Annotated in this window: 18 protein-coding genes (1 of these 18 cut by a window edge); all 18 read left to right on the top strand. The window is 55.1% G+C overall.

Annotation, left to right across the window (positions count from 1 at the left end; all coding sequences use genetic code 11):
• The first annotated feature begins 2 nt into the window (after nt 1-2).
• Nucleotides 3-221, top strand: coding sequence for a translation initiation factor IF-1 (infA, locus tag HRF49_04295; protein MEP0813869.1), 219 nt, complete (start codon nt 3-5; stop codon nt 219-221).
• A gap of 9 nt (nt 222-230) precedes the next feature.
• A complete protein-coding gene (gene rpmJ / locus HRF49_04290; GenBank protein ID MEP0813868.1) occupies nt 231-344 on the top strand; it encodes a 50S ribosomal protein L36 in 114 nt (37 codons plus the stop codon).
• 13 nt (nt 345-357) lie between these two features.
• Entirely contained in the window at nt 358-744 is a 387-nt protein-coding gene (gene rpsM / locus HRF49_04285; protein ID MEP0813867.1) for a 30S ribosomal protein S13, read from the top strand.
• Nucleotides 745-792: 48 nt separating this feature from the next.
• Nucleotides 793-1,188 carry a 30S ribosomal protein S11 gene (gene rpsK, locus HRF49_04280; GenBank protein ID MEP0813866.1) on the top strand — a complete coding sequence of 132 codons (396 nt, stop codon included), beginning with the start codon at nt 793-795 and terminating at the stop codon, nt 1,186-1,188.
• A 9-nt stretch (nt 1,189-1,197) separates the two neighbouring features.
• The gene (rpsD, locus tag HRF49_04275; GenBank protein MEP0813865.1) at nt 1,198-1,827 is read left to right on the top strand and encodes a 30S ribosomal protein S4; all 630 of its coding nucleotides are present in this window, start codon (nt 1,198-1,200) and stop codon (nt 1,825-1,827) included.
• 9 nt (nt 1,828-1,836) lie between these two features.
• Nucleotides 1,837-2,829, top strand: a complete 993-nt coding sequence (locus tag HRF49_04270; GenBank protein MEP0813864.1) for a DNA-directed RNA polymerase subunit alpha — start codon at nt 1,837-1,839, stop codon at nt 2,827-2,829.
• 18 nt (nt 2,830-2,847) lie between these two features.
• Entirely contained in the window at nt 2,848-3,216 is a 369-nt protein-coding gene (gene rplQ / locus HRF49_04265; GenBank protein ID MEP0813863.1) for a 50S ribosomal protein L17, read from the top strand.
• A 1-nt stretch (nt 3,217) separates the two neighbouring features.
• Nucleotides 3,218-4,006 carry a hypothetical protein gene (locus tag HRF49_04260; protein ID MEP0813862.1) on the top strand — a complete coding sequence of 263 codons (789 nt, stop codon included), beginning with the start codon at nt 3,218-3,220 and terminating at the stop codon, nt 4,004-4,006.
• On the top strand, nt 3,999-4,448 hold the full coding sequence (rplM, locus tag HRF49_04255; protein MEP0813861.1) for a 50S ribosomal protein L13: 450 nt from the start codon (nt 3,999-4,001) through the stop codon (nt 4,446-4,448). Before HRF49_04260 ends, rplM begins: the two co-directional genes overlap by 8 nt.
• 22 nt (nt 4,449-4,470) lie before the next feature.
• Nucleotides 4,471-4,866, top strand: coding sequence for a 30S ribosomal protein S9 (rpsI, locus tag HRF49_04250; GenBank protein ID MEP0813860.1), 396 nt, complete (start codon nt 4,471-4,473; stop codon nt 4,864-4,866).
• Between the two features lie 70 nt (nt 4,867-4,936).
• The gene (locus HRF49_04245) at nt 4,937-5,758 is read left to right on the top strand and encodes a C40 family peptidase (protein ID MEP0813859.1); all 822 of its coding nucleotides are present in this window, start codon (nt 4,937-4,939) and stop codon (nt 5,756-5,758) included.
• Between the two features lie 9 nt (nt 5,759-5,767).
• On the top strand, nt 5,768-6,565 hold the full coding sequence (locus tag HRF49_04240) for a TIGR00159 family protein (GenBank protein ID MEP0813858.1): 798 nt from the start codon (nt 5,768-5,770) through the stop codon (nt 6,563-6,565).
• Between the two features lie 18 nt (nt 6,566-6,583).
• Nucleotides 6,584-7,786 carry a hypothetical protein gene (locus HRF49_04235; protein MEP0813857.1) on the top strand — a complete coding sequence of 401 codons (1,203 nt, stop codon included), beginning with the start codon at nt 6,584-6,586 and terminating at the stop codon, nt 7,784-7,786.
• Nucleotides 7,783-9,198: a phosphoglucosamine mutase gene (locus HRF49_04230; protein ID MEP0813856.1), complete on the top strand. Its 1,416-nt coding sequence runs from the start codon at nt 7,783-7,785 to the stop codon at nt 9,196-9,198. Before HRF49_04235 ends, HRF49_04230 begins: the two co-directional genes overlap by 4 nt.
• Nucleotides 9,195-9,914, top strand: a complete 720-nt coding sequence (locus HRF49_04225) for a metal-dependent hydrolase (protein MEP0813855.1) — start codon at nt 9,195-9,197, stop codon at nt 9,912-9,914. The genes HRF49_04230 and HRF49_04225 overlap by 4 nt, the downstream gene beginning before the upstream one ends.
• A complete protein-coding gene (locus tag HRF49_04220) occupies nt 9,911-12,106 on the top strand; it encodes a serine carboxypeptidase (protein ID MEP0813854.1) in 2,196 nt (731 codons plus the stop codon). Before HRF49_04225 ends, HRF49_04220 begins: the two co-directional genes overlap by 4 nt.
• 74 nt (nt 12,107-12,180) lie before the next feature.
• Complete coding sequence (gene ilvE, locus HRF49_04215; protein MEP0813853.1) at nt 12,181-13,161, top strand: branched-chain-amino-acid transaminase; 981 nt, start codon at nt 12,181-12,183, stop codon at nt 13,159-13,161.
• A 134-nt stretch (nt 13,162-13,295) separates the two neighbouring features.
• Nucleotides 13,296-15,704 carry the 5' portion of an ATP-dependent Clp protease ATP-binding subunit gene (locus HRF49_04210; protein MEP0813852.1) on the top strand. The gene runs 123 nt beyond the window's last position, so 2,409 of the gene's 2,532 nt are visible here — the first part of the coding sequence; it begins with the start codon at nt 13,296-13,298; the stop codon falls past the right edge of the window.

The following is a 15,704-nucleotide window of genomic DNA, read 5'->3' as shown; positions in this document are numbered from 1 at the left end:
ACTTGGGAAAGGAAGACGTAATCGTTGTCGAAGGGATTGTCAAGGAAGCGCTTCCGAACGGAATGTTTAAGGTGTCTATCAAAGAGGGATACGAGATTCTCGGCTATGTATCTGGAAAAATCAGGATGTATTTCATCCGGATTCTTCCAGGAGACAGAGTGAAGGTCGAGTTATCGCCGTACGACCTCAACAAAGGGCGGATTGTTTACCGCTACAAGTAGGTGTCGAACATGAAGGTGCGAGCATCGGTAAGAAGGATGTGCAAGGACTGTCAGGTGATCAAGCGCCGCGGTCGCGTGTACGTGATTTGCAAAAATCCCAAGCACAAGCAACGGCAGGGTTAGAAGGAGTTCGGTTATGGCGCGCATTGAAGGCGTAGATCTTCCCAAAAACAAACGTATCGAGATTGCGTTGACGTATATTTACGGCATTGGACTCACGACGAGCCAGCGGATTCTCGCCGCCGCCGAAGTGAGCCCCGACCGCCGCGTCAAGGATCTCGCCGATGACGAGGTTAATCGCATCCGAGAGCAGATTCTCAAGCTCGGGGTTAAGACCGAGGGCGATCTGCGCAAGGAAGTGACGCTTAACATAAAGCGGTTGATCGAAATCCGTTCTTATCGCGGTATGCGCCACCTCGGGGGGCTTCCCGTCCGAGGCCAGCGCACGCACACGAACGCCCGCACCCGCAAGGGGCCGAGGCGCCAGGCAATCGCCGGCAAGAAGAAGCCGGGCAAGAAGTAGTTTTTCGGCTCCGTCTGGGCAATGCCCGGCGGTATTTACGGAGGAGTTATGCCAAGAACAACCAAACGTACCGGTGGAAAGAAGAAAGAGAAAAAAAACGTGCCCGTAGGCCGGGTGTACATCCAGGCCACGTTCAACAACACGCTCGTCAGCATTACAGATGACCGCGGTAACCTTATCGCCTGGTCGAGCTCCGGCAGCCGCGGTTTCAAAGGCGCGAAAAAGGGCACGGCGTACGCCGCTCAAATCGCCACCGAAGCCGCGCTTCGAACGGCGCAAGAGCATGGTCTGCGAGAGGTGAGCATCTTTTCCCAGGGTCCCGGTAGCGGTAAGGATGCTGCTGTTCGCACGGTCAACAATATGGGATTCAAAGTATCGCTTATCAAGGACACGACGCCGGTTCCTCACAACGGCTGCAGGCCGCGCAAGAGGCGGAGGGTATAGGAGAAAACCATGGGAAGATACACAGGATCGGTTTGCAGGCAGTGCCGGGCGCTCGGCAAAAAGCTCTTTCTCAAGGGCCAGCGCTGCTATAGCGAGAAGTGCAGCTTCGAGCGCAGGCAGACCCCGCCAGGCCCCAAGCGCAGGCGCGGAAAGGCCACCGATTACTCTGTTCATTTGAAGGAAAAGCAAATCGGGCGGCGTGTGTTCGGGATTTACGAGAGGCAGTTCCGCAATTACTTCATTCGCGCGAAGGCCTCCAAGGGCGTCACCGGCGAGGAGCTGGTACGGCAGCTTGAAACGCGTCTCGACAATGTGATTTTCCGCCTTGGTTGGGCGTCCAGCCGCGCGCTGGCTCGCCAGCTCGTGCTGCACCGCCATTTCAAGGTTAACGGCCGCGTGGTCAACATTCCCAGCTACGGTGTGTCGGTGGGCGACAAAATCGAAGTAAAGGACAGCCGACGCAAGACGGCGTATTTCAGGGAGCAAAAGGAGCTGGTGGAATCCCTTCCGGCGGATCACTGGCTCAAATGCGACCTCGAAAACTGGACCGCCCAGGTGGAACGGCTGCCGGAAACGGGCGAGATGGAAGATTCCTTCGATCCCGCATTAATTGTTGAGTATTACTCGAAGCTGGTATAGGTGGGACAAATGGATTATTCCGAAACCTACAATCGAATCATCGGGAGCAAGTCGAAGGTTTTCGACTTGCTCAAACTTGACAAGGACCTGGACGACAACAAAAACAGGGGCAGGTTCACGCTGGAGCCTCTTCCGCGCGGCTACGGCGTGACGATCGGCAACGCGCTGAGGCGCGTCCTGTTGTCAAGCATCCAGGGCTGGTCGGTCAGCAAAGTGCGCATTGATGGCGTTGAGCACGAATTCGCGGCTCTCGACGGTATTCTGGAAGACACGGTCGAGTTGCTTCACAACATCCGCAGAATGCGCGTGCGGTTGAACGGAGTCAGCCAGTCAACGATCGTTCTCGATGTCACGGGCGAAAGCGAGATTTACGCGGATGAATTCCAGTACAATCCGGAAGTCGAAATTTTGCAGCCGGAGGATCACTACATCTGCACGATAACCGATCCCAAGCGATCGCTTCACATTGAAGCGACGATCACTTCCGGGGTTGGATTTGTGCCTGCTTCGGAGCTAAAGAGCAAGGATCAGGCGATCGGAATATTAACTTTCGACAGCAATTACAGCCCGGTCAGGCAGGTGGCCTACAGCTGGGAAAATACTCGCGTCGGAAGTGACACCAACTATGAGCGGCTGATACTGACGATCGACACAAACGGCACTAAGTCGCCTGACCGGATCCTCACCGAGGCTGCAGTCGAACTTCGAAAGTACTTCGATTGGGTGTCATGCCACCAGGTCGAGGAGGAAGTATTCGAAGAGAAAAAGAAGGAGCAGAGTTTCGAATACCAGCGCAACATCTCCAAAACGATTGACGAGCTCGGGCTATCTCGTCGCGCCAAGAACTGTCTGGATATTGCCAACATTACAACGGTCGCGGAGCTTATCGAGTACACGCCGGAGCAGCTTCTCGCTCTCAAGAGCTTTGGTGAAAAGTCACTCGAGGAGATTGTTGACAAGCTTAACGAGATGAACCTTTCGCTTAGAGAGGAGTCCGAGTAATCGGGCGGAGGTGCGTAAATGAGACACAAACGAGGCAACGCGAAACTTAACAAGCCGTGGGATCAGCGGGTCGCTCTGCTGCGCGGCCAGGTCTCGTCGCTTCTTCTTCACGGGCACATCACGACCACCAAAGTGCGGGCTCGCGAAGTTAAGCGCATTGCAGAAAGGATGATAACAAGGGCTCGTGCCGGGGCTGTTCACGACATGAGGGAAGCGATGAAGGTTCTTTACACCAAGGAAGTGCTTTACAGCCTTGAGAAGAACGTGCTTCCCGCGGTCAAGGATCGCACTGACGGCGGATATCTTAAAGAGTACAAGGTCGGATTCAGGCGCGGCGACGGTTCGCTTTTGGTCCGGCTTGTAGTGCCGGGTTTCCCGGAGCAGTAAAATGACGGCCGCGATTCACAAGGCCGAGGATGGACTGAACATTTTAATTTGGTATGGCTATGACGGAACCGATTTTGCCGGTTCACAGATTCAGCCCGGTAAGCGAACCGTTTCAGGAGAACTCGAATCGGTGCTGGCGGGGCTGTACGGAAGGACGGTGAAGCTAATTCCTTCCTCCAGAACCGACAAAGGAGTGCACGCCCGCAAGACTGCGGCATCGGCAATCGTTTTTCCGAAGTGCGGCCCGGGCCCGGAGAGGCTTGTAAGGGCGCTAAGCGCCAAGCTTCCCCGCGACATCTTGGTGTCGAAGTGCGAGACGGTTCCCGCCGGATTCAACGCCCGGTTCGCTGCATCCAGGCGCGAATACCGGTACCGTTTTCGAATCGGGAAACCGCCGGAAATTCACGAAGCGAGATTTTGCGCAAGAATTGACGGCGGACTGAATATTGATTTGGTGCGGAAGGCGGTTTCGCTGATTCCGGGAGCATGCAGTTTCAAGGCGTTTTCCGGAAGCGGCGGAGGATTGACAAGCGGAATTTGCAGGATTTTCTCCGCATCCTTCAGGTTGCTGGGAACCAGGGGCGAGTTTAGAATCGAGGCCGACAGGTTCCTGCACCAGATGGTCAGGCGGCTGGCCGGCAGCATTTTCGCCGTCGGGCGCGGCGAGCTGGAAATGAGGACTTTCGAGTCCTCGCTTTTCCGGGGAACGGCGCTTCCGAGGGTGTTTTTGGCGCCGCCGGAAGGGCTTTTCCTTTGGCGGGTGTTGTTCGAGAGGTTACAAAATGAATAGAACTAGTTTCTTCAACAGGAATACCGTGGAGCGGAACTGGCTGCTCGTAGATTTGGACGGTATGGTGCTTGGCCGCGCAGCATCGCTTGTCGCCGGACTCCTCACGGGCAAGCACAAGCCGGAGTTCACCCAAGGGCAGGATTGCGGCGATTTCGTGGTCGCGATCAACGCGTCCAAAATTAAGGTGACAGGAACCAAGCTGAATTCCAAGCAGTATTTCAGGGCCAGCGGCTATCCGGGCGGAATCAAAGTGAGAACCCTTTCCGAAAGGATGAGCAGGGACTCCGCGGAAGTTTTCCGCGATGCCGTTAAGCTAATGATTCCCCGGAATAGGTTAGGCAGGCGGCTGATTCACAAATTGAAGGTTTACGCCGGACCGGATCATCCGCACAAGGCGCAGCAGCCGAAGCCATTGAAGAACGAACAAGGAACGGGAAACTAGCGTCCAGGAGAGTGTGGGTCGAATGAGCGAAGAGCATAGAAACATTACAGTCGGCAGGCGTAAAACCGCGGTTGCGCGCGTATATTTGGAAAAAGGAAGCGGCAGCATCCTGGTCAACGGGCGCGAGTTTACCAACTATTTTCCGCGTTACGGCGACCAGATGCGGATCCTCGAAGTTCTCAAGAAGCTTGAGGTCGAGGACCAATACGACATCCACGTAAACGTGACGGGCGGTGGAATCGCGGGCCAAGCCGACGCGGTCAGACTCGGCGTAGCAAGGTACTTTGTCACACTTAATCCTGACTTGAGGGCCAAGTTGAAGGCCGAAGGATTCCTGACCAGGGATCCTCGCGCCAAGGAGAGGAAAAAGTACGGCCAGAAGAGGGCTCGCAAGCGCTTCCAGTTCAGCAAGCGATAAGCCCAAGGCGGTGGTATAATCCAAGTTTGGTTTGGCAGCCCCGACTGGAGCTGATGGTGGTTCGATCGGCTTGATTTTGCGTAAATTAAAAGCGTTGGTTTCGTTTGTTTTCATCGCGGCGCTCGCCGTCTCGATGAACGCGTCAGCCGCTTTCGCCCAGGAAGAAAATCGGGATGTCGTTATCGTCCGCGTGGTCAGAGAAGGGGCGCCCTTGTACAGGCGGGCTGACGGTGGTAGCGAAATCGCCAGAACTTCCGCAATGGGTGAGGAATTTGCCAGAATAGACACGATTCAGGGCTTTTACCTCATAAAGGACGAAGTTTCCGGAAGCTTCCTTTACCTGGATCCTCTGGATGGTGTACTTACCACGGACATCGTGGATATTCCCGAGCCGCAGGCCTACGTGCGTGCGCCCGATGCGGATTGGTATTGGCTTGAGGACAGCTTTTTCGTAATTGAAAACGAATTCACGGAAGGGGTTTACCAGGGGCGTTACGAACCAAATATTAATTACACGCCTAGGGTCGATCCCAATCGTTTTATCGAAGTTGCCAAAACCTATATGGGCACAAAATACAAATGGGGCGGCGAATCCAAGAATGGCATTGACTGCTCCGGCCTGATTCTGCAATGCCTTCGCGATCAGGGGTTTACCATCACGCATAAAGCAAGCGTACAGGCGAAGTACGGCAAGTATGTTTCATTCGATGCGCTGAAGCCCGGAGACGTTCTGTTTTTCAGCGACAAAAATTACAGGCAAATCGGTCATACGGGAATTTACCTCGGCGGCGGCAAGTTCATACATGCCGCGTCAAGCCTGGGCAAGGTTGGTATTTCAAGTTTGTACGAAGAATACTACTATGATCACCTTGTCCTGGCTCGCCGGTATTAGGAGGATCTCTTGCCCCTCTTCCAGTGGCAGCAGGTTCTCGATGTACTGATCGTCGCCGTCATTATTTATTACCTGCTTTACTTCGTCAGGGGAACGAAGACGTTCATCGTATTGCTTGTCATCGCGCTTCTCGGCGCGGTCTATTACATTTGTTCCGTACTCCAGCTTCTGACTCTCGTTTGGGTGCTTGAAAAAGTGCTGCTCGTGGGTCCGATCGCTTTGATTATCATTTTCACGCCTGAAATCAGGCATTTTCTTGAGCGTGCCGCCCAAACCCGATTGTTTATCAGGCCGTTTTTCGAAGATGAGCCTTCGAAGGGTACCGAAGACCTGCTCGAAGAAGTCGTCGGAGCGTTGGGGGTGATGAGCGAAAAACGCATCGGCGGACTGATAGCGTTCATTCAGAATCCGTCCGCTCTGGATGATATGGTGCTTGGTCAAAGGCTTGACGCGCTTACCAGCGCCGGACTGATTTTGTCTATATTCGACACGAGCGCGCCTCTTCATGACGGCGCGATAGTGATTGACGGGGACATTATCAGCTATGCAGGTTGTTTCTTCCCGCTTTCCGAGCGCGAGCAGACGATCAGGCAGCTTGGCTCGCGCCATCATGCTGCGATTGGAATAACCGAGCGCGCGGAAGTGGTTGTGCTTGTTGTAAGCGAGGAGACAGGCGCAATGAGCGTTTGCCATAACGGTCGGATCGCGTACAACCTTACGGGCGAGCAGGTACTTGCTCTTACCCGGCTGTTGCTCAAGCCCGATCCGTCGAGATCGAGCGTGATGCCAAGGCTCGTACTGGACTAGAGATTTCTGAGGATGCGGTTGAAAGGCGTTTTTGCAAACTGGGGACTCAAGCTTTGGGCGCTGGTTTTGGCCATGGCTCTGTCCGCATTCGTAAACAGCCTGGATTACAAAATAACTGAAACGATTAAATCTCCGCTCGTAATGAACGGATTGAACGCTAATCTCGTTCTTTCGGGCCAGCTTCCGTCAACCGTATCGTTTCAGGTCAGGGGGCCGCTTTCGGTGGTCCGAAAGCTTCGCACGAACACGCCCGCGTCGACGATAAATCTGGAAAACTACGTAGCTCCCGGCAATTACGAAGCGGAGGTTAACATACCTCTTGCACCGGGCGTTGACGTTGTGAAGGGACCGGGCACGATCGGCATATCGTTAAAGGAAAAGAAAACGCGCGTTCTTAAGATTGAAGTCAGCCGCGTAGGGCGTCTTCATCCGGATTTCATCGAGAGCGAACTTACCATCCAGCCGGAAGAGGTGCGGGTATCCGGAGCCCCGGAAGAAGTGGACAGAGTCGCTCATGCAATGGTTGAAGTGCAGCTTACGCAGCGGAACAAAAACGAAACCCGAATAGCGGATATAGAGCTGTTCGATGACAAATACCAGCCGCTTCCGCGATCGCTTTTTTCGATGGACAGAACGGTCGCCCGTTACGAGCTGAAGGTTTCCTCGCTTTCGAATGTCAGGATATTGAAGCTTTTCCCGGAAATCAAAGGGGAGCCCGCGCCCGGATTTGCATTCGATGTTGAAATCGAGCCTCGATATCTTACGGTACCTCTTGAGTTAGTCGAGGGACACGATGTTTCGGTCGTTTATACCGAACCGATAGATCTTGCGGGGGTGAAAACGGGCTTTAAAAAAGACGTAAAGATAAATTACGGATTTTCAAACACCGAGGGATTGCTTCAGACGGCCAAAGTCACCGTGAATGTAATCGATACTACTACGCGTGCGTCATCATCTTTGAACAGAACGATCGAAGTCGTGGGCGGCGAAAAGGGGACGAACGTGCTCGTCAAACCCGGCTATGTTGTAATCTCCGCGAGTGAAATCGCGCTTTTGACGGATGCGGAAAGAGCAACGATCAAAGCCCTCCTTGACATTTCGGGGCTTCCGCCGGGCGAATACAGAATAGTCCCACAGATTGTGCTCGATCCCAAAATCAAGAATGCATCGATTTTCCCATCTGAAGTGGATGTGGAAATAGCGCTTGGAGGGGAAAGTTGATCCGATTCGGCACCGACGGGCTCCGCGGCGTGGCCGGCGTCGAGCTAACCGCGGAAATTGCGCTATCCCTCGGTTTTCATGCGGCGCGCGCACTTGCAAAATGCGCAAATAATGCTTCGTCGTTGAGCTTTCTTGTGGGCAAGGATCCTCGTCTGTCTTCGGACATGCTAGAAGCGGCTTTGTCCGCCGGGATAACGATGTCCGGCGCCAGCGTGCTTCGGTGCGGAGTGGTTCCAACGCCCGCGGTGCCGTGGCTGTTGGCGGGGAACGGAATTGCCGGCGGATTCATGATTACGGCCAGCCATAATCCGATTCAAGACAATGGAATTAAGATATTCGGTCCCGATGGGCGCAAACTACCCGAAAGCGCGGAGCGCGAAATCGAAAAAGGCATCGCATCCGGATTAAGAGACAGTTCCACCGCGCCGTATTTCGGACGGTCAATCGAAGCCAAGAATCTTGCGGATAAATACACTCGTTTCGTTAGGTCGGCGCTGCCCAACGCAAAAAGGGCGGCTTCCGCGGGGATTTTCGGCAGGCCTCTTAAGTTCGTATTCGATTGCGCGTACGGTGCCACAGGAAAAGTCTGCAAAAGCGTTTTTGGCGGATTTCCGGGCGATCACGTTTTTCTGAATGCCGAGTTTGACGGCACAAGAATCAATCAGAACTGCGGCTCGATGAACCTTGGTCCGCTTTCCAAAGCGGTTCGCAAGCATTCCGCCGACATCGGTTTCGCGTTTGACGGCGATGGCGATCGCGTGCTTGTGGTGGACTCCTCCGGGAAAGAGATCAACGGTGACAGGCTTATCGGCGCGCTGGCCGTGCATGAGCGGAAATACCGCAATTCCGGGGCGGTTGTTGTGACCGTTATGAGCAACCTCGGTCTTGAGGAATTTCTCGCGAATCACAATATCGAGATGCACCGCGTTCCGGTCGGCGACAAAAACGTGATGGACCAGCTCGTTGAGCGGGGATTGTTGCTTGGCGGTGAGCAGAGCGGACACTTAATATTGTTGGACAAAAGCTGCTCCGGAGACGGTCTGCTTGCGGCGGCGTCCATCGTAAAACTCGTTTACTCCACAGGCAAGACGATTTCGGAATTGACCTCAGACATCCCCGTGTACCCGCAATATCTTGAAAACTTACGCGTGCTGACCAAGGACGGCTGGGACGCAGACAAAAAAGTTTCCGCATCGCTGTCCGCGCTTTCCGCCGATTATTCGGGAAAGGTGCGTTTGCTGGTGCGTCCTTCCGGCACCGAGCCGCTAATCCGTGTGATGACGGAAAGCAAAAGCGCCGCGCTGGCCAAAAAGGTTCTAAAAGCCGCGTGTGCCGCGATAATGGAGTGGGATGCGCAAAACCGCGCCCGCGCGTGCGCGCCCCGCGCGATTTCAGCAGGAGGTTCAAAGTGAGCGAAGTCGGTTCGATTAAATTGACATGGTATGGCCATTCCAGTTTTCTGGTCCGCTCGCCCCAAGGCTCTGTCGTCCTTATAGACCCATTTCTAACCGGCAATCCGGTTTACGAGGAAAAGCGCGCAGAAATTAAGGAAGCCGACGTTATCGCGCTCACCCACGGCCACGCGGATCACGTTGGCGATACGCTCGAAATCTACCAGCGGCTTCGTCCGAAAGTGGTTGGGATGTACGAATTGGTTCTTATATTGCAAGGGCGAGGCCTGACGCCCGAAGATTCCGTCGGTATGAACATCGGCGGCGAGGCGAAAATAAATAACGTATCCATCGCGATGGTTCCGGCGACGCACTCGTCAACATATTCCGTCGACGAAATGCTTATACCCGCGGGACTCGCTTGCGGCTATGTTTTCACGTTCGAGGACGGGCGCAGGCTGTATCACGCCGGCGACACCTGGCTTATGGCCGAGATGGAGTTCATCCGGCGCATCTGGTCTCCCGAAATCGTGCTTCTTCCCGTCGGTGGTCATTTCACCATGGACCTTCGCGCTGCTCGCATCGCGCTCGAACTATTGTCGCCGCGAATCGTCGTCCCGATGCACTACGATACATTTCCGGTGATTGCGACACCGGAAGAGGACATTCGCCGAGCGCTGTCGGAGGGCGGCGCGAAGGTTGTCATTCCCGAACCTGGCGCGGAGACCGCGGTTTGAAATCTCCTGAATTCACACCCGTTTCTGACGCAGGGGCGACGGAGTCGCGCGCCGATGCTTCGCAAGGATTTGCAGGCGAGGCCCATCCGAACGGTTTTCGAATACTTGAAATTTACTTTCCCGCAGATGTTGCGGAAGCACGCTATTCATTCGATTATCTTGGCACTCCGGTAGAAGTCGAAGTTGCCGCGGGACGACGCGATGTCGGCAATGTAGAAAACCTAATTTCCGCCGCGCGAGGTCAGTTCGACGCGGTCGCGTTGTCCGGATTCTCGCTTACCTACACTGTTGGTGACAAGTATTATCGGCACAAGCAGTTGCGCGGGTTGTTGTCGGAGGAGGAAAATACGCCGCTGTACGTCTGCGACGGAATTCGCTCCAAAGATACTGTGGATCGCCATTTGACCAGGCTTATCGTTGAATCGCTCCAAGGAGATATTTCAAATAGGCGCACACTTGTTTTGTCGGGCATAGATCGATGGGGGGTTAGCGAGGTACTTTCCGCCGCCAGCGCACAGACGATTTACGGCGATCTGATGTACAACCTGCGACTGGGCATTCCGCTTTTCAGTTTGGGACAGGTGCGCGCCTTTTCGCCGCTTATTCTCGGAATTGTCACGCGCGCGCCTCTTGATTGGTATTTTCCCGGCGCGCGTCGCCGTCCCAAATTACTGCCGCGTTGGCGCCAAGTCTTTTATTGGTCGGAAGTAATCGTCGGCGGGATGACATATTTAAAACGCTACGCCCCGCAATCGCTCGACGGCAAAGTGGTCGTAACCAACCTGCGCTCGGACGATGAAGTCGAGTGGCTGCGGTCGCGCGGCACGAGCACCGTGGCGTCACTGACGCCGGTATTGTCCGGCAAGCGCGTAAGCGCGAGCGTAATGGAAGCTGTGATGACTCTCGCGACTCGGGGCAAAGTGGGCCACAGGCGCGATAGGTACTTGGATGAAATAATCAGGCTTATGCCCGTGCCGGAAATCATCTCTTTCGAGCCTCCTGTTGCGCCAATGCCCGTGCATGACGAACGCGCGCTGGAAAGCGCTTCGCCCTTGCCGTTCGCGCAGGATGTTCCGCCGGCGGTTTTTTCGGCAAGCCCGGAAACCGCAAAGTTCTGTTTCGTCATTCATCCGCTCACGCCGGGGCAGCTTGCGCGCCATCCGGTTTTGCGCCGGTTCCGCGGCGTGATGACCGAAGGGATGATGGAGGCGATCGCCGCCAAAACACCGTCGTTTGTTGCAAGTCGAACGGGAACGATCATTTCCGAAACAGGCGCGCTGGCCGAAGGCTGGATACTAGTATTGCCCATAACCCCGCGCTTGATGCTTCGTATGCCACCGGAACAGGTATATGAGAGGCTCGTCGAATTGGCGGGGATAGGCCAAGAGCTCGGCGCATCGGTTATGGGTCTGGGCGCGTTCACTTCTGTCGTGGGAGACGCGGGCGTAAGTGTTGCGAGGCGCAGCCCGATTGCGATAACGACGGGCAATTCATACACAGTTGCGGCGACGCTCGAAACGATAAGTCAAGCCTCCGCGCGAATCGGGATAGAGCTTCCTCGTTCGACCGCAATGGTCGTCGGCGCAACAGGCTCCATCGGCAGCGTTCTCGCCCGGCTGCTTGCCGACAAGGTGAGGGAAATAGTCCTTGTTTCGCCGAGACCGGAGAGGCTGATCGCGCTCGGCGCGCTTATATCGCGCGAAGCTCCGGAGATAGTTCTGTCAACGACGACCAACGTCAAGGATCATATAAAACGCGCGGATATTGTCGTTACTACGACAAGCGCGATCGATCCGATAGTCGGCGTTGAGCACCTAAAGCCGGGCGCGCTGGTTTGCGACGTAGCTCGGCCGCCGGACATCGCGGAAGAAAGTGCGCGGGCGCGGCCCGACGTGCTGGTGATTGAAAGCGGCGAAATAGCGCTTCCGTCACCAACGGACCTCGGGTTCGACATCGGCCTTCCCCCGAACACCATCTACGCCTGTTTGGCCGAGACGATACTTTTAGCTCTGGAAGGAATAACCACGCATTTCACGCTGGGGAGAACGATTCATAAGTCCAAAGTGGAGTTGACCGCGGAAATGGGCAAAAAACATGGTTTCAAGCTGGCGGGCCTTCGCAGCTTCGGCCAACTAATAGATGAAGAGCGAATAGACTTGGTGCGAAAAGCGCGCCGCCGGGCTTACGGATAGACGTCCCCAAGTTATCCTACCCATCGGGTGCATGTTATAATCGCCACGCCATCCAGAAGGATTGCGGAGCCGCTATGACAATTGTCGAGAATCCGAATCTCAAGGTCTACTTTAACGGCCGAATCGTTCCCGCCGCAGAAGCCGGAATCTCCGTTTTCGACCACGGCCTGCTGTACGGCGACGGCGTGTTTGAAGGCATCCGCTCTTACAACGGCGCGGTTTTCCGCCTTGACGAGCACTTGGACAGGCTGTATGACTCGGCGCGGTACCTCTCACTTGATATCGGAATGGCCAAAAACGAAATGGAAGCGGCTGTTCTGGAAACCCTTGCGGCGAACGACCTTTACGGCAACGCTTACATCCGCCTCGTGGTAACCCGCGGCCCCGGCGACCTGGGGATTAATCCGAACAAGTGCACCGGCGGAGCGACGGTTTTCATAATCACTGCGGATATTCAACTTTATCCAAGGTTCTTTTACGAAAACGGGCTGCGTGTTGTCACCTTGGCGGTGCCGCAGAAGCCCGTCGTCGGCCTGTCTCCCATGGTCAAGTCCCTCAACTACGTAAACAACATACTCGGCATGATTCAGGTCAATAATTACAACGCCTGGACAGGCGGCCGTTCCTTTACATCGCTTTCCGACGAGGAGAAGATGCTGCTCGTATCCGAGGGGATAATGATCTCCCGAGAAGGCTATGTCACAGAGGCCACCGCGGACAACGTATTTGTGGTGAAAAACGGCGTCCTTTCAACGCCCGACGTCAACGAAGGCATACTTCCCGGCATAACGCGCAATTCGGTGCTTGAGATTGCGGATGAATTGGGCATTGAAACTCGCGAACGCAGGCTTACTGTGTTCGACCTTTACGGTGCGGACGAGTGCTTTCTGACCGGCACCGCCGCCGAACTTGTTGCCGTTCGAGACATTGACGGCAGAACGATTGGCGACGGGATTAATTCTTTTGAAGTTTACCGTTCCCTGAAAGAGGCATTTCCCGGATACGTGGCGCGGCACGGAACGCCGATTCCGCGACCCGCCGCGACAAAGGGGTGAGGTGCTTTTTTTTCGGCAAATAACCGGTGGCTCAGGTATAATTAGCATCCGTTGGGTGATGCATTGCCATTGGCATTTGCTTTTCGAGCCTTTATCCGCAATGGCACGTCTCCCCCGAAGGAGCAGATGAGTAGATGGATTTCCTTAGTAAGTTTTCGTTTCCGGCCCGGAACGCGATAACCAAGGCGCGGGAATACTGCATCCGGTTCAACAACACGTTCGTGGAGCCGGAGCACATCCTGTTCGCCATTCTTCACCAGAAGAATTCGAGCGCGATGAAGGTGCTGCGCTCTCTAAAGGTCAACGCGGCCAAGATGACCTACGTGCTTGAGAACTACCTGTACAAGAACCAGGGCAGCTACAAGCACGAGCCGACGTTTGGCCGCCGGACGATCAACCTGTTCGACAACGCGTACCGCGAGATCAACCGATTCCACCATTCGGAGATCCGCACCATCCATTTGCTCATCGCGATGAGCGTGGAACGCAACACGACCATTTTCTTTCTGTTCAAGGAATTCAACCTCGACCAAACCGTCCTTCGCAACGCCTTCACCAAATTCCTCAAAAGCACCGAGTTTAGCGGCCCCGGAGGGCAGGGCAAGGAAGAGGACTCGATCATCGAGCGCTTTTCGCGCGATCTCACGCGTCTGGCGCAGGCTGGTAAGCTCGATCCCGTCATCGGCCGCGACAAGGAAATCGATCGTCTTATCCACATTTTATGTAAGCGGACGAAGAATAACCCGATTCTGGTGGGCGAGGCGGGCGTGGGTAAAACCGCGATTGTGGAAGGTCTTGCTCACCGGATAATGAAGAATGAAGTGCCGTGGTTGCTCAAGAAGCGCCGCGTGCTTGCGATAGACCTTGCGGGAATCGTCGCAGGCACCAAATTCCGCGGTGAATTCGAGGAGCGCTTGAAACAGCTCATCAACGAAATCCGGGCCAGCGAAGGCAAGATAATAATCTTTGTTGACGAGCTGCACACGATTCTTGGGGCGGGCAGCGCAGAGGGAAGCCTAGACGCTTCGAACATACTCAAGCCGTCGCTTGCAAGAGGCGAGCTTCGCTGCATAGGAGCGACCACGTTCAAGGAGTACCGCAAGTACATCGAAAAAGACGCCGCGTTGTCTCGCAGGTTCCAGCCGATTTTCGTCGAGGAGCCGACTTATGAAGAAACGGTTCAGATCCTGGAGGGACTCAAGCCGGAGTACGAGGACTTCCATCGGGTCAAGATCCGATCGGATGCCATCGAGCGGGCGGTTTACCTTTCAACCAAATACATCAACGACCGTAAGCTGCCGGACAAGGCGATAGACGTTATAGACGAGGCCGCGGCGTGGGTCAACTTGGAAGGCAGGAAAGCACTCGAACCCGAGGGCGAGATTTCCGCCGAGGATGCGGACATCGAACTACCTGACGATGAAGGATTCGACGGCTCGCCCGAGGAATTCGAACAGCTTATGCAAGGGCTTTCAGACGTCGAGCATCCTATGCCGGACGACGGGGACGAAAATGAGGAGGTAACCGAGGAACGCGCGCCCGCGCTGCCGCTGTTCGATCGGCGCGAGGAGCAGCGGCCTCTAATTGTAACCGCACAGGACGTGGCGAGAGTAGTGGAGCTTTGGACGGGCATTCCGATGACCAGCTTTACCGAGGATGAGGCTCGCGTGCTTGTCGGACTTTCCGAGCGCATCCGGAGCCGGATAATCGGGCAGGACGAAGCGGTTTCTACGATAGTAAAAGCGCTGAAGCGGTCGTATGCGGGCATCAAGCACGCGAACCGGCCGATAGGCACATTCATTTTCGTGGGCCCGACGGGCGTCGGCAAAACGGAATTGGCAAAAGTGCTTGCCACCAATCTGTTCCTCAATCCAGACGCGCTCATCCGGATTGATATGAGCGAGTACACGGAAAAGTTCGCCGTATCGCGACTGATAGGCAGTCCTCCCGGCTACGTAGGATACGATGAGGGTGGCCAGCTCACAGAGGCGGTAAGGTTGCGGCCGTACAGCGTCGTGCTTTTCGACGAAATGGAAAAGGCGCATCCGGATGTGTTCCACACTCTGATGCAGATGCTGGATGAAGGAAACGTAACGGACAGCCAGGGACGCAAGGTCTATTTCCACAACTGCGTCATAATCTTCACGACGAATATCGGCGGAAAGCTGGTGTCGGACGACGCGCGTGTGGGATTGAGGCGCGAGGGCGAGCTTTCCGAAGACGACCTGGCGTCTCTGTACACTAGTTACAAGCGCAACGCGGAGCGCTTCCTCAAGCAGTCGTTCAAGCCCGAATTTCTGAACCGTATCGATGAAACGATTTATTTCAACATGCTAACGAAGCCGGAGATCGCACACATCACCGAAATCTACCTGCAGGAGCTGCGCGGCAATCTGCAGGTGCTCGATTACCATATCGAGTGGAGCAACGATGTGATCGAAAATCTGGTGGCCAGCGGTTTTTCTCCCGCATACGGAGCGCGCAATATGAAGCGAACGGTTGTTCGCCAGGTGGAGGATCCGCTGTCCGAGTTGATTATCGGC

This window comes from bacterium (assembly GCA_039961635.1).
In the GTDB taxonomy this organism is placed as follows: domain Bacteria; phylum 4484-113; class 4484-113; order JAGGVC01; family JAGGVC01; genus JABRWB01.
The sequence above is the reverse complement of the archived record's forward strand: the minus strand, read 5'-3'. Positions and strand labels throughout refer to the sequence as shown.